23 protein-coding genes are annotated in these 20,140 nt (G+C 64.3%); 11 read left to right on the top strand and 12 right to left on the bottom strand.

The annotated features are described in order from the left end of the window. The first annotated feature begins 1 nt into the window (after nucleotide 1). From BBA01S_RS29360 to BBA01S_RS29330, 7 genes are all read left to right on the top strand, one after another. On the top strand, nucleotides 2-304 hold the full coding sequence (locus BBA01S_RS29360; protein ID WP_027819570.1) for a DUF2818 family protein: 303 nt from the start codon (nucleotides 2-4) through the stop codon (nucleotides 302-304). 144 nt (nucleotides 305-448) lie between these two features. Continuing rightward, nucleotides 449-1,036: an NUDIX domain-containing protein gene (locus BBA01S_RS29355; protein ID WP_027819569.1), complete on the top strand. Its 588-nt coding sequence runs from the start codon at nucleotides 449-451 to the stop codon at nucleotides 1,034-1,036. A gap of 243 nt (nucleotides 1,037-1,279) precedes the next feature. Then, nucleotides 1,280-1,753, top strand: coding sequence for a DUF1178 family protein (locus BBA01S_RS29350; protein ID WP_027819568.1), 474 nt, complete (start codon nucleotides 1,280-1,282; stop codon nucleotides 1,751-1,753). A 64-nt stretch (nucleotides 1,754-1,817) separates the two neighbouring features. Then, nucleotides 1,818-3,014 (top strand): acyl-CoA dehydrogenase family protein, encoded by a 1,197-nt coding sequence (locus BBA01S_RS29345; RefSeq protein ID WP_027819567.1) that lies wholly within the window; start codon nucleotides 1,818-1,820, stop codon nucleotides 3,012-3,014. An 11-nt stretch (nucleotides 3,015-3,025) separates the two neighbouring features. After that, on the top strand, nucleotides 3,026-4,147 hold the full coding sequence (locus tag BBA01S_RS29340) for an acyl-CoA dehydrogenase family protein (protein WP_027819566.1): 1,122 nt from the start codon (nucleotides 3,026-3,028) through the stop codon (nucleotides 4,145-4,147). Nucleotides 4,148-4,185: 38 nt separating this feature from the next. After that, nucleotides 4,186-4,638: a MaoC family dehydratase gene (locus BBA01S_RS29335; protein WP_027819565.1), complete on the top strand. Its 453-nt coding sequence runs from the start codon at nucleotides 4,186-4,188 to the stop codon at nucleotides 4,636-4,638. A gap of 31 nt (nucleotides 4,639-4,669) precedes the next feature. Further along, nucleotides 4,670-5,143: a MaoC family dehydratase gene (locus BBA01S_RS29330; protein WP_027819564.1), complete on the top strand. Its 474-nt coding sequence runs from the start codon at nucleotides 4,670-4,672 to the stop codon at nucleotides 5,141-5,143. Between the two features lie 82 nt (nucleotides 5,144-5,225). On the opposite strand, the gene BBA01S_RS29325 is transcribed toward BBA01S_RS29330, so the two are convergent. Beyond that, nucleotides 5,226-5,942, bottom strand: a complete 717-nt coding sequence (locus BBA01S_RS29325) for a glutathione binding-like protein (RefSeq protein WP_027819563.1) — start codon at nucleotides 5,940-5,942, stop codon at nucleotides 5,226-5,228. A 201-nt stretch (nucleotides 5,943-6,143) separates the two neighbouring features. Between BBA01S_RS29325 and BBA01S_RS29320 the strand changes: the two genes are divergently transcribed. Next, the gene (locus tag BBA01S_RS29320; protein WP_042298099.1) at nucleotides 6,144-6,713 is read left to right on the top strand and encodes a hypothetical protein; all 570 of its coding nucleotides are present in this window, start codon (nucleotides 6,144-6,146) and stop codon (nucleotides 6,711-6,713) included. A gap of 13 nt (nucleotides 6,714-6,726) precedes the next feature. On the opposite strand, the gene BBA01S_RS29315 is transcribed toward BBA01S_RS29320, so the two are convergent. The 5 genes from BBA01S_RS29315 to BBA01S_RS47105 form a co-directional block, all read right to left on the bottom strand. After that, a complete protein-coding gene (locus BBA01S_RS29315) occupies nucleotides 6,727-7,986 on the bottom strand; it encodes an acyl-CoA dehydrogenase family protein (RefSeq protein ID WP_027819561.1) in 1,260 nt (419 codons plus the stop codon). 91 nt (nucleotides 7,987-8,077) lie between these two features. Continuing rightward, entirely contained in the window at nucleotides 8,078-9,166 is a 1,089-nt protein-coding gene (locus BBA01S_RS29310) for a phosphotransferase (protein WP_027819560.1), read from the bottom strand. 138 nt (nucleotides 9,167-9,304) lie between these two features. After that, nucleotides 9,305-10,024, bottom strand: a complete 720-nt coding sequence (locus BBA01S_RS29305; RefSeq protein WP_027819559.1) for a histidine phosphatase family protein — start codon at nucleotides 10,022-10,024, stop codon at nucleotides 9,305-9,307. 18 nt (nucleotides 10,025-10,042) lie between these two features. Beyond that, nucleotides 10,043-10,834, bottom strand: a complete 792-nt coding sequence (locus BBA01S_RS29300) for an oxepin-CoA hydrolase, alternative type (protein WP_027819558.1) — start codon at nucleotides 10,832-10,834, stop codon at nucleotides 10,043-10,045. Then, a complete protein-coding gene (locus BBA01S_RS47105; protein ID WP_156966123.1) occupies nucleotides 10,831-10,980 on the bottom strand; it encodes a hypothetical protein in 150 nt (49 codons plus the stop codon). Before BBA01S_RS47105 ends, BBA01S_RS29300 begins: the two co-directional genes overlap by 4 nt. A 136-nt stretch (nucleotides 10,981-11,116) precedes the next feature. Here BBA01S_RS47105 and BBA01S_RS29290 point away from each other — a divergent pair, with 136 nt between their 5' ends. Continuing rightward, nucleotides 11,117-11,758, top strand: coding sequence for a glutathione S-transferase family protein (locus BBA01S_RS29290; RefSeq protein ID WP_027819557.1), 642 nt, complete (start codon nucleotides 11,117-11,119; stop codon nucleotides 11,756-11,758). Between the two features lie 123 nt (nucleotides 11,759-11,881). Here BBA01S_RS29290 and BBA01S_RS29285 read toward each other — a convergent pair whose 3' ends face one another. Beyond that, a complete protein-coding gene (locus BBA01S_RS29285) occupies nucleotides 11,882-13,072 on the bottom strand; it encodes a pyridoxal phosphate-dependent aminotransferase (protein ID WP_027819556.1) in 1,191 nt (396 codons plus the stop codon). Nucleotides 13,073-13,167: 95 nt separating this feature from the next. Further along, nucleotides 13,168-13,674 (bottom strand): putative toxin-antitoxin system toxin component, PIN family, encoded by a 507-nt coding sequence (locus BBA01S_RS29280; RefSeq protein ID WP_042298098.1) that lies wholly within the window; start codon nucleotides 13,672-13,674, stop codon nucleotides 13,168-13,170. Between the two features lie 64 nt (nucleotides 13,675-13,738). Here BBA01S_RS29280 and yaaA point away from each other — a divergent pair, with 64 nt between their 5' ends. Both yaaA and BBA01S_RS29270 read left to right on the top strand, forming a co-directional pair. Further along, nucleotides 13,739-14,521 (top strand): peroxide stress protein YaaA, encoded by a 783-nt coding sequence (gene yaaA / locus BBA01S_RS29275; protein ID WP_027819554.1) that lies wholly within the window; start codon nucleotides 13,739-13,741, stop codon nucleotides 14,519-14,521. A gap of 46 nt (nucleotides 14,522-14,567) precedes the next feature. After that, complete coding sequence (locus tag BBA01S_RS29270) at nucleotides 14,568-15,731, top strand: M14 family metallopeptidase (protein ID WP_027819553.1); 1,164 nt, start codon at nucleotides 14,568-14,570, stop codon at nucleotides 15,729-15,731. A 123-nt stretch (nucleotides 15,732-15,854) separates the two neighbouring features. Here the strand turns inward: BBA01S_RS29270 and BBA01S_RS29265 are convergent, their stop codons facing one another. The 4 genes from BBA01S_RS29265 to BBA01S_RS29250 all read right to left on the bottom strand — a co-directional run bounded on the left by BBA01S_RS29265 (nucleotide 15,855) and on the right by BBA01S_RS29250 (nucleotide 19,916). After that, a complete protein-coding gene (locus BBA01S_RS29265) occupies nucleotides 15,855-16,568 on the bottom strand; it encodes a BspC domain-containing protein (RefSeq protein ID WP_027819552.1) in 714 nt (237 codons plus the stop codon). Nucleotides 16,569-16,868: 300 nt separating this feature from the next. Further along, entirely contained in the window at nucleotides 16,869-17,543 is a 675-nt protein-coding gene (locus BBA01S_RS29260; protein ID WP_027819551.1) for an energy-coupling factor ABC transporter permease, read from the bottom strand. Between the two features lie 10 nt (nucleotides 17,544-17,553). Next, complete coding sequence (locus tag BBA01S_RS43280) at nucleotides 17,554-18,504, bottom strand: response regulator transcription factor (protein ID WP_063750575.1); 951 nt, start codon at nucleotides 18,502-18,504, stop codon at nucleotides 17,554-17,556. Nucleotides 18,505-18,701: 197 nt separating this feature from the next. Then, complete coding sequence (locus BBA01S_RS29250) at nucleotides 18,702-19,916, bottom strand: DUF2863 family protein (RefSeq protein ID WP_027819550.1); 1,215 nt, start codon at nucleotides 19,914-19,916, stop codon at nucleotides 18,702-18,704. Between the last annotated feature and the right edge of the window lie 224 nt (nucleotides 19,917-20,140).

Genomic DNA, 20,140 nt, shown 5'->3' with positions numbered 1-20,140 from the left:
TATGTCGGCAGCAGGGTGGTTTATCGTGTTGTTGGCGCTTGCGGGCGCCAACCTGCCGTTTCTCAATCAGCGTCTGTTCGGTTTCCTGCCGATGCGCGCGCCCAAAAAGAGCGCGTGGATCCGCATCGCAGAGCTGATCGTGCTGTATTTCGTGGTCGGTGCGTTCGGCTTCCTGCTGGAAGCGCGCGCCGGTAACCGCTTCGACCAGGGCTGGCAGTTCTACGCCATCACGTTCAGTCTTTTTGTCGTGTTCGCGTTCCCCGGCTTCACCTGGCAATATCTCGTCAAACGCCGTTCGGCGTGATGTGCGCGCCTCGCTCGACAGCGGGGCGCCTGCACCTTCGATTGCTGCGCGGCTTTTGCCGCGCCTGCCCAGTTCCAGTTCCAGTTCCAGTTCCAGTTCCAGTTTCAAGTCCAATTCCTAATTCCGATCCTCCCGAGGTTGAACATGGCTGCTGAAGATCAGAAACACGACCCGGCGCTCGCCGAGACGTGTGTGGAAAGTACGACGCTCCACGCGGGCAAATTCCTGACGCTCAAGTGCGATACGGTGGCGTTGCCCGACGGCAAGCACGCCACGCGCGAATACGTCCAGCATCCGGGCGCGGTGATGGTGATTCCGCTCTTCGACGACGGCCGCGTGCTGATGGAGCGCCAGTACCGCTATCCGCTCGCGCGCGTGATGACCGAATTCCCGGCGGGCAAGCTCGATCCGCAGGAAGGCGCGCTTGCCTGCGCGAAGCGCGAGCTCAAGGAAGAAACCGGCTACACGGCGCGGGAGTACATCTACCTGACGCAGATTCATCCGGTGATTTCGTACTCGACCGAGTTCATCGACATCTATCTCGCGCGCGGCCTGACGGCGGGCGAGTCGAAACTCGACGAAGGCGAATTCCTGGAAACCTTCACCGCGACGCTGCCCGAACTGCTTGAGTGGGTGCGCGAGGGCAAGATCACGGACGTGAAAACCATCATCGGCACGTTCTGGCTGGAGAAGGCGCTCTCAGGTAGCTGGCCGCTCGGGCAGCCGGCGTAACGCTCGACAGTGCTTTAAAAACGGCGGCCCACAAGGCCGCCGTTTTCACATGCGCGCCACACATTTGCGGCAGGCAAAGGCAAGCGTGCCGCAGCGCGCAGCGCTACAATCGACCACCGATTCGCTGCCGATTGAGCACCGGTCAACAGCTGGCATCGGTGTTTTCCCCGTCCGGAAATTTTACGAACGATCGTTCACAAATTTTCATTTTGCGATACACTCCAACGCAAGCCTCGATTCCCCATGAAGGTCCTCGATTTACAGTGCCCAGACGGCCATCGGTTTGAAGGCTGGTTCGCTTCCGCTGACGATTTCGAATCGCAGCTTTCGCGCAAGCTGGTTGAATGTCCGATGTGCGGCGCCACCAGCGTGGCCCGCGTGCCGTCCGCGCCCCGGCTGAATCTGTCGGGCGCGACGAGTGCAGGGTCATCGGCTGCGTCGGCTTCTTCGCCCGCAGCGGGTGGCCAGTCCGGCAACGCCGGGCCGTCCGCGCAGTGGCAGGCGCAGGCGTTGCGCGCGATCCGCGAGGTCCTGGAGAAAACGGAGAACGTAGGCGACCGCTTTGCCGAGGAAGCCCGGCGCATGCACTACAACGAAGCACCCGCGCGCAATATTCGCGGCGTCGCTTCGGCGGAGGATGCGCGAGCTCTCGTCGAAGAAGGCATCGATGTGATGCCGCTGCCGGTACCGGCCGCGCTGAAGGGTCCGCTGCAATAGCCATGCGGATCTTCGCCGCGGTTCGGGTTCGCTCCCAACCAGCCGCGGCCAGGAGACAAACCGCATGGATCTCGACTACTCCCCCACCGACGAAGCATTTCGCGCCGAAGTCCGCAACTGGCTTGAGGCCAACGTGCCTCAGGACGCCCGCGCCAAAGTTCTCAACCACAAACGCCTGAGCCGCGAAGACATTGCGGACTGGCACAAGCTGCTCGGCACAAAAGGCTGGTCGGCGCCCGCGTGGCCTGCCGAATGGGGCGGCCCCGGCTGGACCGAAGCGCAGCGCCACATCTGGGACGCCGAGTGCGGCCGCATCGGCGCGCCGCCGGTCCTGCCGTTCGGCGTGTCGATGGTCGCGCCCGTGATCATGAAGTACGGCAACGAGGCGCAAAAGCGTCGCTATCTGCCGCGTATTCTCTCGGGCGAAGACTGGTGGTGCCAGGGCTATTCGGAGCCGGGTTCGGGTTCCGATCTCGCCTCGCTGCGCACGAAGGCCGTTCGCGAAGGTGACCACTACATCGTCAACGGCCAGAAGACCTGGACGACGCTCGGCCAGCACGCCGACATGATGTTCTGCCTCGTGCGCACCGACCCCGCCGCGAAAAAGCAGGAAGGCATCTCGTTCCTGCTGATCGACATGAAGACGCCCGGCATCACGGTGCGCCCGATCATCACGCTCGACGAAGACCATGAGGTCAACGAAGTGTTCTTCGAGGACGTGAAGGTGCCGGTCGAAAACCTCGTCGGCGAGGAAAATCGCGGCTGGACTTACGCGAAGTACCTGCTGGGCCACGAACGCACGGGTATCGCGCGGGTTGGCGCGTCGAACCGCGAACTCGCGTTCCTCAAGCACGTCGCGCTGAACCAGAAGAAGAACGGCAAGCCGCTGCTGCTCGACCCGGTGTTCGCGTCGCGCGTGGCCGCCGTCGAAATCGAGCTAATGGCGCTGGAAGTCACGGCCGAGCGCGTGATCGCGAGCAGCAACAACGGCCGCGGCCCTGGCCCCGAGGCGTCGATGCTCAAGATCAAGGGCACCGAGATCCAGCAGGCGCTGACCGAGCTGATGGTCGATGCGGTCGGGCCGCTCGCGGCGCCGTTCGACCCGGACTTCCTTGAAGGCGAGCACGCGCATTCGGCGGCGGGCGACGACGACGCGGCCCCGCTCGCGGCTTACTACTTCAATTACCGCAAGACGTCGATTTACGGCGGATCGAACGAAATCCAGAAGAACATCATCGCGCAGATGATTCTGGGGATTTGAGGAGCGGCGCAATGGACTTCAATTTCACCGAAGAGCAACAGCAACTCGCCGACGCGCTGCGTCGCTATCTCGACAAGAACTACGGCTTTGAAGCGCGCCGGGCGATCGTGAAGACGCCCGAGGGCGTGTCGGCCGCGCACTGGAATGCGTTCGTCGAACTGGGCCTGACCGCGCTGCCGGTGCCGGCGGAGCAGGGCGGCTTCGACGGTTCGACCTTCGACATGCTCGTGGTCATGCAGGAGCTGGGCCGCGCGCTCGTGGTCGAGCCGTACTGGGCGAGCGCCGTGAGCATCGAAGCGCTCAAGCTCGCGGGCGCAGACAATGCGGACAATGCCGCGCTGCTCGAACGCGTCGCCACCGGCGAGATCAAGCTGGCACCTGCGTTCCACGAACCCGGTTCGCGCTACGACCTGCTGACGCTGGCCACGACGGCGAAGGAAACCGGCGACGGCTTTGCGCTCACTGGCGCGAAATCGGTCGTCCAGCACGGTGCGCAGGCCGACTACTGGATCGTGCCGGCCCATCTGGCGGGCGAAGTGGCGCTGTTCGTGGTCGCGCGCGACGCCAAGGGCGTGACGGTCGCCGACTACCGCACCATCGACGGCCAGCGCGCTGCGACGCTCACGTTCGACGGCGCGCAGGCACGACGTCTGGGCAACGCGGGCGCAGCGACGTGGGAGCAGGTGGCCGACTACGCGACCTTCCTGCTGTGCGCGGAAGCCGTCGGCGCCATCGACGCGCTCAATCACGCGACGGTCGAATACACGAAGACGCGCCAGCAGTTCGGCGTGCCGATCGCGCGTTTCCAGGCGCTCCAGCACCGCATGGCCGAGATGCTGATTCACGGCGAGCAGGCGCGCTCCCTCACGTATCTCGCGGCGGCGCGCTACAGTAGCGCTTCGCCCGACGAGCGCCGCCGCGCGATTTCCGCGGCAAAGGTGCGCGTGGGGCAGGCGGCGCGCTATGTCGGCCAGCAGGCGGTGCAGCTGCACGGCGGCATGGGCGTGACCGACGAAGTTGCGGCGGCGCATCTGTTCAAGCGTCTCGCGATCATCGAAACCACGCTCGGCGACGTCGACTATCACCTCGAACGCTTCGCCTCGCTGCCGGGTTTCGCGCAGGCCGCCGCGTAAGCATGGGGTTGTAGTCGAATCGATCTGGAGAGCCATCGATGGGTTTGAGTTACGAAGATCTCGAAGTGGGCAAGTCGTATGAAGTGGGCTCGCACACGTTCGGGCGCGAGGAGATCGTGGAGTTCGCGCAGAAGTACGATCCGCAGCCGTTCCACCTGAGTGAGGCGGGCGGCGAGGCGTCGATGTTTGGCGCGCTCGTGGCGAGCGGCTGGCATACCTGCTCGACGATGATGGGCATGCTGGTGCGCAACTTCTTCAAGGACTCGACCTCGATGGGCTCGCCGGGCATCGACGAGATTCGCTGGATCAAGCCGGTGCGCGTGGGCGACACGCTGTCGATGACCAATATCGTCGTGAGCAAGCGCGTCTCGCAGAGCAAGCCCGATCGCGGCATCGTCGAAACGCGCTGGGAAGGGCGCAACCAGCACGGCGAACTGGTCGTGACGGTCAGCTCGAAAGGCCTGTTCGGCCTGCGCCATCCGGGCGCTTGAATCCAGGCATTCTGAAAACAGGAGACACGGCATGAGCGCAGTCGCTGCAACTGTGGAAATCGCCGATCTGGCCGCGCTGCGCGCGCTGGTCGGCGCCGAGCCTTTCGTGAGCCCGTGGCGCGAAGTGAGCGCGGCGAGCGTGCAGGGTTTCGCCGACGCAACCGGCGATCATCAGTGGATCCACATTGACGCGGAGCGCGCGCGCCGCGAGTCGCCGTTTGGCGGCCCGATCGCGCATGGCTTTCTTACGCTTTCGCTGATGCCGGTGCTGCTGGCGTCGACGGTGACGATACGTCAGCGCATGGGCGTGAACTACGGGCTGAACCGTGTGCGCTTCACGTCGCCGGTGCCGGTCGGCGCGAAGCTGCGCGGGCGCTTTGCCGTGAAAGAGGTGAGCGATGTCGAAGGCGGCGGCGCGCAGGTGGTCTGGAACGTGCACCTGGAGTGCGAGGGCATCGATCGACCCGCGTGTATCGCCGAATTCATTTCGCGGCATTACTTCTGATCCGGCGCATTCGCTGGAATCAAAAAAGGGCGTCGGGTTTTTCACCCGACGCCCTTTTTTACGGTCTCGATTCAACGGGCGATCAAGCCGCCTTCGAATCGTGCTTCGCGTATTGCGTCGCACCGAACAGCATTTCCTTCGCCTTGTCGTCCATGAGCGGCTTGCGCGCGCTGGCCAGCACCTCGACGCCGCGTTGCACGGCCGGACGCGCCGCAATGGTCTCGTGCCAGCGTTTTACATTGGGCAGCGCATCGAGATCGACGCCCTGGTTTTGCCACGAGCGCGTCCACGGGAACGCGGCGATATCAGCGATGGTGTATTCGTTGCCTGCCAGATATTCGGTTTTTTCGAGCTGTGTTTCCATCACGTTGTAGAGACGCTTCGCCTCGTTCGTGTAGCGATTCACCGCGTACTCGATCTTCTCGGGCGCGTAGATGCGGAAGTGGTGCGCCTGGCCGAGCATCGGGCCTAGGCCGCCCATCTGGAACATCACCCATTGCAGCACGTCGTAGCGCGCGGCCAGGTCTTCGGGCATGAACTTGCCCGTCTTCGCGGCCAGATAAACGAGGATGGCGCCGGACTCGAACAGCGAGAACGGCTTGCCGTCCGCGCGCACCGGGCCTTCGGAGTCGGTGATCGCCGGGATTTTGTTGTTCGGGCTGATGTCGAGAAATTCGGGCTTGAACTGGTCGCCCGCGCCGATATCGACGGGATGCACGCGGTACGCGAGACCGGTCTCCTCCAGCATGATGTGGACTTTGTGGCCGTTGGGCGTCGCCCAGCTATAGACGTCGATCATCGTGACTCCTTATCGTGACTTTCGTGATTGCGTAAGCACCTGGGAGGCGCACGGTTGCCGGGCGCCGGATCTCGCGGACGTTAGCATAGTTCGATGCACGCCGCCAAAGCCGTGCGAGTGACCTCAATGCCAGCGTGGGGATCGCGCGCCGCCCGGTGATGGCATCATGTTGGGCAACGTTCACGGAAGGCGATTTCGCCTATGGATGCGATGGTCGATCGAACCGCGTCACCTGCGCCATTTCTTGCGGATTACACGTTCTACGAGCGGCACGAAGCGACGATGGGGCAAGCGCCGCCGTCGCGCATCATCGATGCCGTTGCGGCATTCGACATGCGCGACGATCCAGTCATCGACACGCTGCTGCGCGTGCGCGAATGGCCCGAGCGGCTGGTGCAGCGGCTGGGCGGCAAGCAGTGCGAGCCGTTCGGCCTGTCGGCGTTTACGCCGTTGCATCGCGATGAGCGTGAATTGACGTTCGGACTCGCGGGCCGGTTCTGGCGTCCCGATTTCGGCCTTGTGAAGGTGGCCGATGCCGACGCGTTCATCGCACTCGCGCGCAACGATATCGCCAGGCTGGTGCTGCGCTTTCGGGTGCTGGAGGAAGGGCAGAGCGAGGCAAGGCTCGTCACCGAGACCTTCGTCGATTGCCCGTCGTTGACCACAAAAGCGCTGATGACGCCGTACTGGTGCGCCATTCGCGTGGCGAGCGGCTGGATCCGCAAGCGCACGCTGGCCGCCGTGGCGAGCGCGCTCGCCACGCAGCCCTGACGGTGCGGCAACGTTACGAGCGCGTCACCGGCATTTCCACGCGCGACGCTGCGCCTGCATCCATATAGCGCGCGAGTTCGAGCTTGGCGATGGCGTTGCGGTGCACCTCGTCCGGGCCGTCGGCGAAGCGCAGCGTGCGTGCCTGCGCGTAAGCGTAGGCCAGCGGGAAATCGCCGCTTACGCCGCCGCCGCCATGCACCTGGATCGCCCAGTCCAGCACCTGGCAGGCCATGCCCGGCGCGACCACCTTGATCATCGCGATTTCGCCGCGCGCGCCCTTGTTGCCCACGGTGTCCATCATGTACGCGGTCTTGAGCGTGAGCAGGCGCGCCTGCTCGATCATGCAGCGCGCTTCGGCGATGCGCTCCTGCGTGACGGTCTGTTGCGCGATGGTCTTGCCGAAGGCGACGCGCGAGAGCGCCCGCTTCGACATGAATTCGAGCGCGCGTTCCGCGAGGCCGATCAGGCGCATGCAGTGGTGAATGCGGCCCGGCCCGAGGCGGCCTTGCGCGATCTCGAAGCCGCGACCTTCGCCCAGCAGGATGTTCGACGCCGGTACGCGCACGTTTTCCAGCTTGATTTCCATATGGCCGTGCGGCGCGTCGTCGTAGCCGAACACGGTGAGCGGGCGCTTGACCGTGATGCCGGCGGCGTCGGCGGGCACGAGAATCATCGACTGCTGCGCGTGGCGCGGCGCGTCGGGATCGGTCTTGCCCATCACGATATAGATGGCGCAGCGCGGGTCGCCCGCGCCCGACGACCACCACTTCGTACCGTTGATGACGTAGTCGTCGCCGTCGCGCTCGATGCGCGTCTGGATATTGGTGGCGTCCGATGACGCGACTTCCGGCTCCGTCATCAGGAACGCCGAGCGGATCTGGCCTTGCAGCAGCGGTTCGAGCCACTGGCGCTTGTGCTCGTCATTGCCGTAGCGCTCGATGGTTTCCATGTTGCCAGTGTCGGGCGCGCTGCAATTGAACACTTCGGGCGCCCAGATCACGCGGCCCATGATCTCGCACAGCGGTGCGTATTCGAGGTTCGTCAGGCCCGCGCCGCGATGCGATTCGGGCAGGAACAGGTTCCACAGGCCTGCTTCGCGCGCCTTGACCTTGAGTTGCTCGACGATTTCGGTCGCGATCCACGGGTTGCCGTTGGCGCGGTTGCGCTCGACTTCCGCGTGATAGACGGCTTCGTTCGGGTAGATGTGTTCGTCGAAAAACGCGAGCAGCTTCTCGCGCAGCGCCTGCACCTTCGGGGTGTAATCGAAATTCATCCAGGACCTCGGCAATAGAGCACTAAAGAAGCACTGAGCAGTATCGAGTGCGGATTGTGTACGGCTTGGCGGACAGCCTAAGCGAACAGGTTTAGCGAACCTTCTGCGCGTAATGCCACGCGAGTTCGGCCATCGGTTTCGCGCGGCGGCCCGCATCGGCGGCTTGCGCGCTGGCGGCCGTGCCGTCGACGACGCGCTTCATGATCCCCTGCAGGATGGCCGCGATGCGGAACATGTTGTAGGCAAGATAGAAGTTCCAGTCGCCGTGGATCGTGAGGCCCGTGCGCTCGCAGTAGCGGCGCACATAGGCCTGCTCGTCGGGGATCCCGAGCGCCGCCCAGTCGAGCCCGCCGATGCCGCGAAACTGTCCCGGCTCCACGTGCCACGCCATGCAGTGATACGAAAAATCGGCGAGCGGATTGCCGAGCGTCGACAGTTCCCAGTCGAGCACCGCAAGCACGCGCGGCTCGGTAGGGTGGAAGATCAGGTTGTCGAGGCGGAAGTCGCCATGCACGATCGATACGCGCGCGCTGCCCGCGCTGCTTTCGCTGCTTTCGTCCGGGACGTGTTTTGGCAGCCACTCGATCAGTCGATTCATCGCTTCGATCGATTCGGTTTCCGACGCCTGGTACTGGCGGCTCCAGCGATCGATCTGGCGTGCGAAGTAATTGCCGGGCTTGCCGTAGTCGGCGAGGCCAATGGCGTTCGGATCGACGTTATGGAGCGCGGCGATCACGCGGTTCATTTCGTCATAGATCGCGCCGCGCTCCTCGCGCGTCATGCCGGGCAGCGACTGATCCCACAGCACGCGGCCTTCGACAAACTCCATCACGTAGAACGCGCGGCCGATCACGGCTTCGTCCTCGCAGAGCGCGAGCATCTTCGCGACCGGCACGTCGGTCGCGCCGAGCGCATCCATCACGCGGTATTCGCGCTCGATGGCGTGCGCCGAGGGCAGGAGCTTCGCCTTCGGGCCGGGCTTCGCACGCATGACATAGCTGCGCGACGGCGTCACGAGCTTGAAGGTGGGATTCGATTGGCCGCCTGCGAACTGCTCGACGGTGAGCGGGCCTTCGAAGCCCTTGACGTGCGCCGCGAGCCAGGCGGCAAGCGCCGCCGTGTCGAAGCGCTGGCGCTCGGCGACCGGGCGCGTGCCTTCAAATGCCGAAAAGTCGTTCAAGCGATCTGCGTCGCTTGGCTTGAGGTTCTGGCTGTGGTTCTGGTTACTACTGTGGGTTGTGCGGGTTGTGTCTCCATCCGGCGTGGCTTGCGCCATGTCTGTCTCCCTTTTTCAGTATTCCAGTATGAGGTGCTTGTGCTAGCGCTCCGGGCGATAGCGCAGGTATTGCGCGTACAGCATCTCCATCGTCGTGTTGCGCACGTCGCGGTGCAGCGGAGTGGGCGGGGCGTAGTTGAGCGTGCGCACGACCCAGTCATGCGGCGCGTCGCCGACGTCGAGCGCGTTGATGCAGCCCGTCGTCTGCGCAAGGTGGCCGAAGAACGTGCGGCCGCCCGCAGTGATCGCGTGCGAGAGAATCGCGCGGTTCACGCCGCCGTGCAGCACCAGCAGCGCCGTGTCCCACGACGTATCGGCGCGCAGCGCGGCGACGGCGGGCAGCACGCGTTCGAGCAGCTCGCCGATGGACTCGCCGCCAAGAAAGCGCGTCTGTTCGGGCACCACGCCATCGAAGGCGCGCAGGAAGGCGTCCTCGACATCGGCGGGCGGGATATCGGCAAGACGTCCGCCGCGAATTTCCTGCCACGCAGGTTGCTCTTCCATCGCGATCTTCTGGCCGGTCGCGGCAAGCACGTGCTGCGCCGTTTCGACCGTGCGCCGCAAGCCGCTCACGATCACGCGATCGAAGCGCACGCCTTGCTGCGCAAATGCCTGGCCCGCCGCGCTTGCCTGCGCGCGGCCGGTTTCGTTGAGCGGCACGGTGTCGGGATCGATCGCGCGGCCGCTGTCGTCGAAGTAGGTGACGTCGCCGTGGCGCATCAGGTAGATGCGGCGGCGCTTGGGGAGTTGGAATTCGCTCATCGTCTGTTCATCGCTTGCTTATCGCTTATAGACCGGCGCGCGCTTTTCGAGGAACGCGGTGATGCCTTCGAGCCCGTCGCGATGATGCAGCGAGCTCACGAAGCTCTCGCGCTCGTCGACGAGTTGCGCATCGAGCGTCTGCAGCGGCGCGGCGTTCGTCAGCGCCTTGATGCGCGAGGCGGAATTCGGCGAGATCTTCGCGAGTTCGTCGGCCCACGCGAGCGCGGCGTCGAGTGCGCTGTGCGGCTTGACCACGCGGTTCACGACACCCAGATCCGCTAGACGCTGCGCGCCAATCGGCTTGCCTTCGAGCATCACCTCGAAGGCGAGGGCGCGCGGCAGCGCATGCGAGAGGAACCACGAGCCGCCGCCATCGGGCGTGAGGCCCACGCGCGAATAGGCCATGACGAACTTGGCGTCGTCAGCGGCCACGAGCAGGTCGGCGGCCAGCGCGAGCGAGAAGCCCGCGCCCGCAGCTGCGCCCTCGACGGCGGCGATCACGATCTTGCTCGACTGACGCATCGCCGTGGCCCAGTGCGAAAGCATGTCGATGCTGGCGGCCTGCACCGACGGATCCCTGGCGCGATTTTCCAGCAGGCGGTTCAAGTTGCCGCCCGCGCAAAAGAAGTTGTCGGCGCCGGTGAGGATGATGGCGCGCAGCGACTCGTCGCGCTCGGCCGCGTCGAACGCTTCGATGGCCGCGGCGTACATGTCGGGGTGCAGCGCGTTGCGCGCGCCGGGATTCGACAGCGTGAGCACGAGCGTCGATTCATGGTTCTGCGGGCGGCTGGTGCGGAGTTCGGCGCTCATTGCGATGCCTCGGTCGAGAGAATGTGCGGATGAACGGCAGTCATCGCGGACGTCATGCGCGATGCGTCGAGCTTGCCTTTTGCCGCGAGTTTGGCGAAGGTGTCGGCGGTGCCGGGTGTCTCAATGTTGAAATCGTAATAAGTCATTGGAAGCGTGGCTCCATGATTGGCCTAGAATAGCACGGTCGTACATTTTTATGAAAAAGGTTCTGCGCTTTTCCGTCGTGTCCAGGGTTCACCCCGGCCGGCACGCAGGCCGTCGCCCCCCCAGGAGGAAACGAGGATGATCAAGCTGCATGGTTTTGCCCTCTCGAACTACTACAACAAGGTCAAGTTCGTGCTGCTCGAGCACGGCATCGAGTTCGAGGAAGTGCTGACGAAGCTGCCGCTCGCCGAAGCGCAACTCGCCGAGTCGGCCACGGGCAAAGTGCCGTTCATCGAGACGGAGCAGGGCTTTCTGTGCGAATCGGAAGTGATCGTCGAGTATCTGGCGGCGCGCTATCCCGACAAGCGCATCTTTAGCGCCGATCCGTGGCAGGCGGCCAAGGAGCGCGAGCTGATCACCGTGATCGAGACGCATCTGGAACTGGCCGTGCGCGAGCTTTACGGCGAGGCGTTCTTCGGCGGCACGGTGAGCGACGAGGTCAAGCGCAGCGTCGAAAAGCGCGTGACGCGCTATATCGCGAGCCTCAAGCGTCTTGCCACGTTCGCGCCGTATGCGCGCGGCGCGCAGTTCGGCATCGTGGATATGTCGGCATTCGTGAACCTGCCGCTGATCGGCATGGCGACGCAGAAGATCTACGGCCGCGACATGCTGGCCGAGGCTGGCGTGGACTGGAAGGCGTACGTGAAGCTGCTGGGCGAGCGGCCTGCCGCACAGCGCGTGGGCGCCGACCGCAAGGCGTATATCGAGGCGACGTCTTAAGCCGCGTCTTGAAGCACTAGCCGCGCGTGCGGGAACGCGAGGCAACTCGCGCGATGCCCGGGAACGATCTGACGTTCGCGGACGCATCGCGCGGTTTGACGTGTGATGCCTGTGAAGCGCGCGTCAGAGGCGCGCGAGGCGTTCGAGTGCGCTCGCGAGCGTGCTTTCCTGCTTCGCGAAGCAAAAGCGCACGACGCCCGATTCGTGCGGCTCGTGATAGAACGCCGACACCGGAATTGCGGCTACGCCGATTTCGGCGGTGAGCCACTTCGAGAACTCGGCTTCGGGCAGGTCGCTGATCGCCGAATAATCGACGCACTGGAAGTAGGTGCCCTCGCAGGGCAGCAGCTTGAAGCGCGAATTGGCGAGACCCGCGCGGAAGAAGTCGCGCTTCTTCTGATAGAACGCGGGCAGTTCCAGATACGGCTGCGGATCGCGCAGATAGTGCGCGAGCCCGACCTGCATCGGCGTGTTGACGGTGAACACGTTGAACTGATGCACCTTGCGGAATTCCGCCGTGAGCGCGGCGGGCGCGGCCACGTAGCCCACCTTCCAGCCCGTCACGTGATAGGTCTTGCCGAAGCTCGACACGATGAAGCTGCGCGCGGCCAGTTCCGGATAGCGCGCGACGCTCTCGTGCGGCTGGCCGTCGTAGACCATGTGCTCGTAGACCTCGTCGGAGAGGATCAGCACGTTGGTGCCGCGCACGATCTCTTCGAGCTTGCGCATGTCGTCAGTGCGCCAGACCGTGCCCGTCGGGTTGTGCGGCGTGTTGATGAGGATCAGGCGCGTCTTCGGCGTGATCGCCGCGGCGAGACGATCGAACGGAATCGCGTAGTCGGGCGCTTCGAGCGTCACGAACACCGGCTTGCCGCCCGCGAGTTCGATCGATGGGAGGTAGCTGTCGTAGGTCGGCTCGACCACGATCACTTCGTCGCCGGGATGCACGGTCGCGAGGATTGCCGTGAGCAGCGCCTGGGTCGCGCCCGCCGTCACCGTGATCTCGCTGGCGGCGTCGTAGCGGCGGCCATAGACGCTGGCGATCTTGTCGGAGATCGCTTCGCGCAGTGCGGCGACGCCGGCCATCGGCGGGTACTGGTTGTGGCCGTCACGCATCGCCTGCGCGACCGCATCGACGATACGCTCGTCGCAGCCGAAATCGGGGAAGCCCTGACCGAGGTTCACCGCGCCTTTTTCGGCGGCGAGCGCGCTCATCACCGTGAAGATCGTCGTGCCGACATTGGGCAGGCGCGACGGAAAAGAGGGTGTGAGCAGGTTTTGCTGGGACTCTTGCGACGGATGCGGTGCGTTCATGGCGCGGACAGTGGATGACGGTGGGACGGGAAGGCTTTCAGAAAACCCGGAAGCCCGATTGTAGGACAGCGCCGGTCAGGCCGCTTCAGGTGGTTTCAGGTGGCTTCAGGTGGCGTCAGCCCGCATGCAGCGACAAACGTATCCGGCGTGCCGATCCGAAACCCGAAGTCGCGTGCGATGCGCCTGGCCATCTTCAGCACCGCGCGATCCTTCGAGACCAGCCACGCCGCGCCGCTCGCGCGCGCCAGTTCCAGGAACTTCTGGTCGTCGCGGTCGCGGCATTGCGGCAGGGGGCGTGCGTCGGCGGGCAGCTCCGGCGGCTCGATCGGGCGCACCAGCGTGGCCAGCATGGCGAGCGCGCCGGCCTTGTCGGTGCCGCGCCCCTGAAACTGCGGATAGTCCAGCACATGGGCCAGTTCGCCCTGACAGCGCGCGTCGATCAGCGCGACCAGCGCACCGCGTTCCAGCGCCGTGCGGATCGCCCGCGTATGCGGGTCGTCGAAGACGAGAATATCGAGCCAGATGTTGGAATCGAGCACCACGGCCAGCGGGCCGGCGTCGGTCTGGGAGAGGGCAAGGTCAAGGGGCGTGAAACCGGTCATTCGTGAATTCGCTACAATCGGGCTTTCGCCTTAAACATCGGCACCTGGGTGCCTGCAAGCCTCTATGATAATCGTTCTGTCGCCGGCCAAATCGCTCGACTATGACACGCCGGCGCACATCGACGCCCACACCATCCCCGATTTCGTCGACGACGCCGCCGAGCTGATCGACGGCCTGCGCCGCCTGTCGCCGCAGCAGATCGGCACGCTCATGAGCATCTCGGATCCGCTTGCGCGCCTGAACTTCCAGCGCTACGCAGACTGGTCGACGAAGTTCAGCCGCGACAACGCCAAGCAGGCCGTGCTGGCCTTCAATGGCGATGTCTACGAAGGCTTCGACGCCCGCTCGCTCTCGCATGCCGATCTCGACTACGCGCAGAACCACGTGCGCGTGCTGTCGGGGCTCTATGGCGTGCTGCGTCCGCTCGACCTGCTGCAGCCTTATCGTCTGGAGATGGGCACGCGCTTCGAGAATCCGCGCGGCAAGGATCTCTACGCGTTCTGGGGCGAGCGCATCACGCACGCACTCAACGCGCAGCTGGAGAGCAACAGCAAGGGCGCACGCGTGCTGGTGAACTGCGCGTCCACCGAATACTTCAAGGCCGTCAAGCCGAAGAAGCTGGCGGCGCCCATCGTCACGCCGGTGTTCGAGGACTGGAAGGGCGGCCGCTACAAGATCATCAGCTTCCACGCGAAGCGCGCGCGCGGCCTGATGGCGCGTTATGCGGTCGAGAACCGCATCGCCGAACCCGAAGCGCTCAAGGGCTTCGACGTCGAAGGCTACGCATTCGATGCCGACGCATCGAACGATTCCACTTATGTATTCCGCCGGCGCATTGCCGACTGAGCGGTTGACTCAACGATTTGATTGCTGACCCAGCGAAGGAAAAGTCATGACGATTTCCATTTCCAGCCAGTTCGACGCGGGTGCGATCGACGTGCTGTCGTGCGAAGAGGCCGACAAGATCCGCCTGCGCGTGCGCCCCGATAATCAGTCGGAATTCGCGCAGTGGTTCTATTTCCGCATTTCGGGCGTGCGCGGCGAGCGCTGCGTGATGACGTTCGAAAACGCGGCGCAGTGTGCGTTCCCGGAAGGCTGGCGTAACTACGAAGCGGTCGCGAGCTACGACCGCGTGAACTGGTTCCGCGTGCCGACGTCGTATGACGGCAAGGTGCTCACGATCGACCACACGCCCGATTTCGACAGCATCTATTACGCCTATTTCGAGCCGTACGGCGAGGAGCGCCATTCCGAGTTCATCGGCATGATGCAGCAACTGCCGCACGCGATGCTCACGGAACTCGGCCAGACCGTCGAAGGCCGTCCGATGTCGCTGCTGACGCTCGCGACGCCCGGCGACGACACGCCCGCGGGCAAGCCGAAGAAAACCGTGTGGATCATCGCGCGCCAGCATCCGGGCGAGACGATGGCCGAATGGTTCGTCGAAGGCCTGGTGAAGCGTCTCGCGGGCATGGGCGACTGGGCGGGCGATCCGGTCGCGCGCAAGATCTTCGATCATGCTGTCTTCCACATCGTGCCGAACATGAACCCGGACGGCAGCCGCCACGGCAACCTGCGCACGAATGCTGCGGGCGCGAACCTGAACCGCGAATGGATGGAGCCGGACGCGCAGCGCAGCCCTGAAGTGCTGCTCGTGCGCGAAGCGATCGAAGACACCGGCTGCGATCTGTTCTTCGACATTCACGGTGACGAAACGCTGCCGTACGTGTTCGTGGCGGGCTCGGAAATGCTGCCGGGTTTCACCGATCAGCAGCGCAAGGAGCAGACCGCGTTTATCGAAGCGTTCAAGATCGCGAGCCCGGACTTCCAGGACAAGCATGGCTACGAAGCGAGCCGCTATCGCGAAGACGCGCTCAAGCTGGCGTCGAAGTACATCGGCCACAAGTACGGCTGCCTGTCGCTCACGCTGGAAATGCCGTTCAAGGACAACGCGAACCTGCCCGACGAGCGCGTGGGCTGGAACGGCGAGCGCAGCGCCGCACTGGGCGCCGCGATGCTGCAGGCGATCCTGCATCACGTCGAGACGTTTGCCTGAATCTAGTCACAGGCGCTGCCGTGCGCTGAGCGCGGCGGCGGCATAAAAAAGGGGGAAGCGGTGTGAGCCGCTTCCCCCTTCGTGTTTTCTGGTCGCGTGCGCTTCAGATCGAAGCGCGCGAGATCATTGTGTTGTCGACTTCTTCTTTGTTGTCGATTTCTTTGCCGTGGACTTCGCGGTGGACTTCGACGTCGATTTCGTCGTGGACTTCGTGCTGCTCTTCGATGTCGCGGACGATTTGTGGCTCGACTTGCTTGACGTCGCTTTCTTCGAGCCCTTGCTCTTGCCCTTGACGGCGGCCTTCTTCGATTTGCCGCCGTGCCGGCTGCTCACATGCGAAGCCGTGCCGCCTGCTGCGGCGCTGCTTTCGCTATGCGCGCGCGACGGCGGCACTGGATCGTTCCAGCTGAATGCGAGAATCTGCTGGCCGACATAGCCACAGCGGAACTTGAGATCGTAGGGTGCGTGAGCGCTGTCCTGCGGTACGCCGACGCCATCGACGGTTACGATCGTGTCGACTTTCACGCGCTGCTTGCCTTCGTCGAACGAATCGTTCCAGGGCGTCACGGTGGCGTGCGTGCTGTCGAAGGAGCTGGGCGGAAATTCGACGTGATCGAGGACAGTCGACGTGCTGGCGATGAACTTGCCGTGCGCCGCGCAACTGGCGACGAGCGGATCGGCGTGCATCTGCGTGACGTACGTGTTGACGAGATCGTTTTGCTGTTCGAGCTGATCGGCCTGGGCGGGGAGCGTCCACAGCAGCGTGAGGCTCGCGGCGCAGGCGGCCAGGCGGCCGAATACGGTCAGCAACTGGCGGGATGCGTTGTTGCGGTCCATCTGATTGTTCTTGATGAGGGTGGGACGTCAGGCAACGTAAGATGCGGTGGCGCTGGAATGAGTTCCGGGCCTGCAACAAATAAATTCGTTCACACGGCCGAATAGGGCGGATTGCGGCTGGTTACTGCTGTTGCGATTGCATTGCGCGGAGCTGGCGGGCGGTCATTGTCCTCGGGCCAGACGCGTGCAGGCGCCGGGCCATTCTAGCGCAGGCTTACGGTAAGGCGTTCGAGGAATCTGTCAGACGCGAGCGTACGGTTATGGTGCAGTGCGCGGGCACGCTCGGACAATCTTGCGCACTCAGGCGCGCGGGCCGCCGAGGCGATAGCGGCGCACGTCGTAGGTCGTGACCCAGGCGGGGCGATAGACCGCAATCAGTGCGGTGGCCATGCCGGTGAACCACGCTTCGCCGGACGCGAGCAGGAATACGCTAAACGCATAACCCGCAGGCACGGTGAGCATTGACCCGTCGTTGAGCGCCATGTGCGTGCCGAGCGCGAGATACGCCGCCGCAGACACCGCGATGGCCGGCGAGACGAAGCCCTGGCCGACGATGAACATGAAAAGATTGCGCGGCAACCAGGCGACGCAGGCGCGTTGCAGCAGCGTCGAAACCCCTACTGGAAAGGCGCCAAATACGAGGAAGGTGAGGGCGACCCCGTCCCACGGGGCATCGAACACCAGGGCGGCCAGTGCAACCACAACCGCCATGGCGACGAGCGCGAGCCCCCAGTCGAATAGCGTGACCACCAGGGTGGCGCCGAGCAGGTGCAGCACGGTGCCGTCCTCGAGCCAAGCGTTGCTCGCCCACAGCACGGAGACGGCCACGATGATGGCAAGCCACACGTGCTGGAGCGTCGCGTCCTGAAGACGCTTGAATGGGTTGTTCCATAACGCGAGCGCAAGCAAACCTGCCGATGCAATCCATGCAACGACGATCACCCAGAGCGGAAGCGGCGTGTATAGGAATCCCATGTGCTTCATATTACTCGTTGGAGGGCAAAACGTGTGCGCATCCGGGCGGCGTCTCCTGCTCTTCGCTCGCGTCCGCTTGCGTTGCGGCGAGCGGCGCGGGCGGGCCGAGCGCGTCTGGCGCGGCGGCGCTATAGGGCGTAGCCGCCTCGGCGGCGAGCGGTAGTGCTTCCAGGGTGTCGTCTGTCTGCAACGGATAGCGGAAGGCCGCTTTGCTGCGCTTGCGTAACGGCACCTGGCCGTGTTCGCCATAGGCCGGTCTCGGCGCGCTTTCGAGTTGTGCGCGCAGCACCTGCAACTGACTCGACAACAGGCCGTGGTAGATCGCGACGGCGGCGGCGCGGTTGGGCGCGCCGAGCTGCTGGAAGATGCTCGCCAGATGAACCTTGACGGTGCCCTCGCTGATGCCGAGGGCGCGGGCGATCATCTTGTTCGTGCTGCCCATGTGCACGCAACGCAGGATCTGCTCCTGGCGCGGCGAAAGATCGATCTTTCGCGTGCCTTTGCGTAACGCCGTGGCGCTTCTCGTATTGCGGCGCGGCGGCACCGGCCACGGTGCCGGTGGGCAGAAAGACGGCCCGAAAATATCGGCAGGCAAATGATCGCCGCCGAGCATGATCAGCTCCAGCAGCTTGACGATGAGAATGGAATCGGTGGTGCGCCGGATGATGCCGCGCGCGCCTTCGTCGAGCACGGCCCGCACGCTATGCGGTGGCTCGGTGCGATCGACGAGCACCGCGATCGGCAGTGTTCGATGCCGGTTGGCGAAGTGCCGCAACTCGCCCGGCAAGATGCCCTCGTGCCAGTCGATGACCAGCAGGTTGGGCGTGAAGCGCTGCATTGCGCGCTCGGCGCTGCGCCAGTCGGGTGCGTCGTTAAAACGCGCGCGCCGGTCGATTTGTCGTAACAGCGCCTTGAGCCCTTCGCGTCTTTCGGCGTCCGGATTGAATACTGCAAACCGCATGGGAATGCCCTCCTCTCGTATCAGGCCTCTCGAAATATCGGACGCGACAGTATGTGTGCGCGCCGTTTTGAAACCGGGCCAACAGCACCATCATGACAAAAAGAGAAGCTTCCGACGGCCTGTCCAGATGGCGTAGGACGTAGGGCAAAAAAAAGTCCCGCACACAGGCGGGACTCGGTAGGAAAACGTCAGGTTGCTTAGTGGAAGTGTGGCTGAACGGGCTCAGCATCTTCCGGCATTTCTGCATGAACAATCTCACCGAGGGGATCGGCATAGAGCGGCACACCGCAGTCGTCGCAGTACTCGGGCTCGAAACGGCCGGCATGACGGCGGATATCGTTGATACCCGATTCCTTCAGCAGCGCGACGATTTCTTCGATCGGGCCGCCTCCTACATTTTCCTCGGACGGTTCTTCGTCGATGTCAGCGTCGCCATTTTCGCGGCCATAAAGCGGCCACACGACACCGTAGAGAACATCGTTGCTGCCGCGCTTCGTGAAGCCGACGCGGTACTCGTCGATGCGGCGTTCGCCGAAGCCCGCGACAACCGCGCGCAGGTCTTGCGCCGTCGCGCCGATGGTGTCGATCAGATAGCGCACGGCGGTGCGGATCGTGTGCGGGCGCACGCGCTCGTCGGCATCGCGGCAGGCCGAATAGTAGGCGTCCGGCAGCAGACATTCGAATTCGCAGCCCGGCATGACGACAGCGAGGTTCGCGCCGCCTTGCGTCGCCCATTGCTCAAGGCACTGGCCACGCTCGATGCGCGAGCCGTTTTCTTCTTCCTGCCAGCGGAACAGCGGAGTGCCGACAGGCGCGGCCACCACGGCCAGCAGGAAACGGGGATCGGCGAGGATCGGCGAAGTCTCCGGCAGTTCGCTCGCGCTGATCTTCGCGGCCGAGCCCGTGAGCGCGGCCTGGGTCAGTTGCTGCGCGAGACGCCAGGTCTCGACGTGGTGGCGCGGCAGTTGGTCGATGCTATAGAGATAGGGCGCCATCGCAACACGCGAACCGCTCGCCAGCACGTGCGCCTGCAGATGGGTGCGCAGCGCGTCGGACGCTTCCGCCTTCAACGGGCCCGACGGGATCACATAGCGCGTCCAGGCGAGTACGGGCGCAGCGACGAGGAGCGCTTCGTACTGCACGCCGTCGTGCTCGACGACAAACGACTCGCTATGGGTCTCGGCCATGTCCGCGAGCGCGCCGTAGGCATCCGGGTGGTTCTGCTGCAAATGATCGAGCGCGGCGTCGAGCGTAGTCTGATTGCCGTTTCGCACGACCTTCGCGAGCAGCGTGTCGAGCTTGGCCTCCCAGAAGCGGTCTTCAGTGCGGCTGCCCGATGCGAACAGGGCGAGCGACAGGCCGACGAGCTTGTCGGCATCGGGAGGGAGGCGTTTGGCGATTCGCGAGCGCATAAATCTTGTGTGTTTGGGATGCGGAGAACCTCATATTCTAGTCGGTTCCGCGCAGGCCATCGGTTTGGCCTACAGGAGGCGCGCTGGAGGGAGCATTGCGGCGGCGCAAGGAGGTGACAATGAGATGGCGCAGGAGCGCCAGGAGGGGCGTGCGAGAAAAGACTTGCAATGTGTCATCTGCGTGACTAGAATTCCGCTCCTTCGCTGCTTGCCGTACCGGCTGC

It is taken from the genome of Paraburkholderia bannensis NBRC 103871, from assembly GCF_000685015.1.
Taxonomy (GTDB): Bacteria; Pseudomonadota; Gammaproteobacteria; order Burkholderiales; family Burkholderiaceae; genus Paraburkholderia; species Paraburkholderia bannensis.
This window is presented reverse-complemented; position numbering and strand designations above follow the sequence as displayed.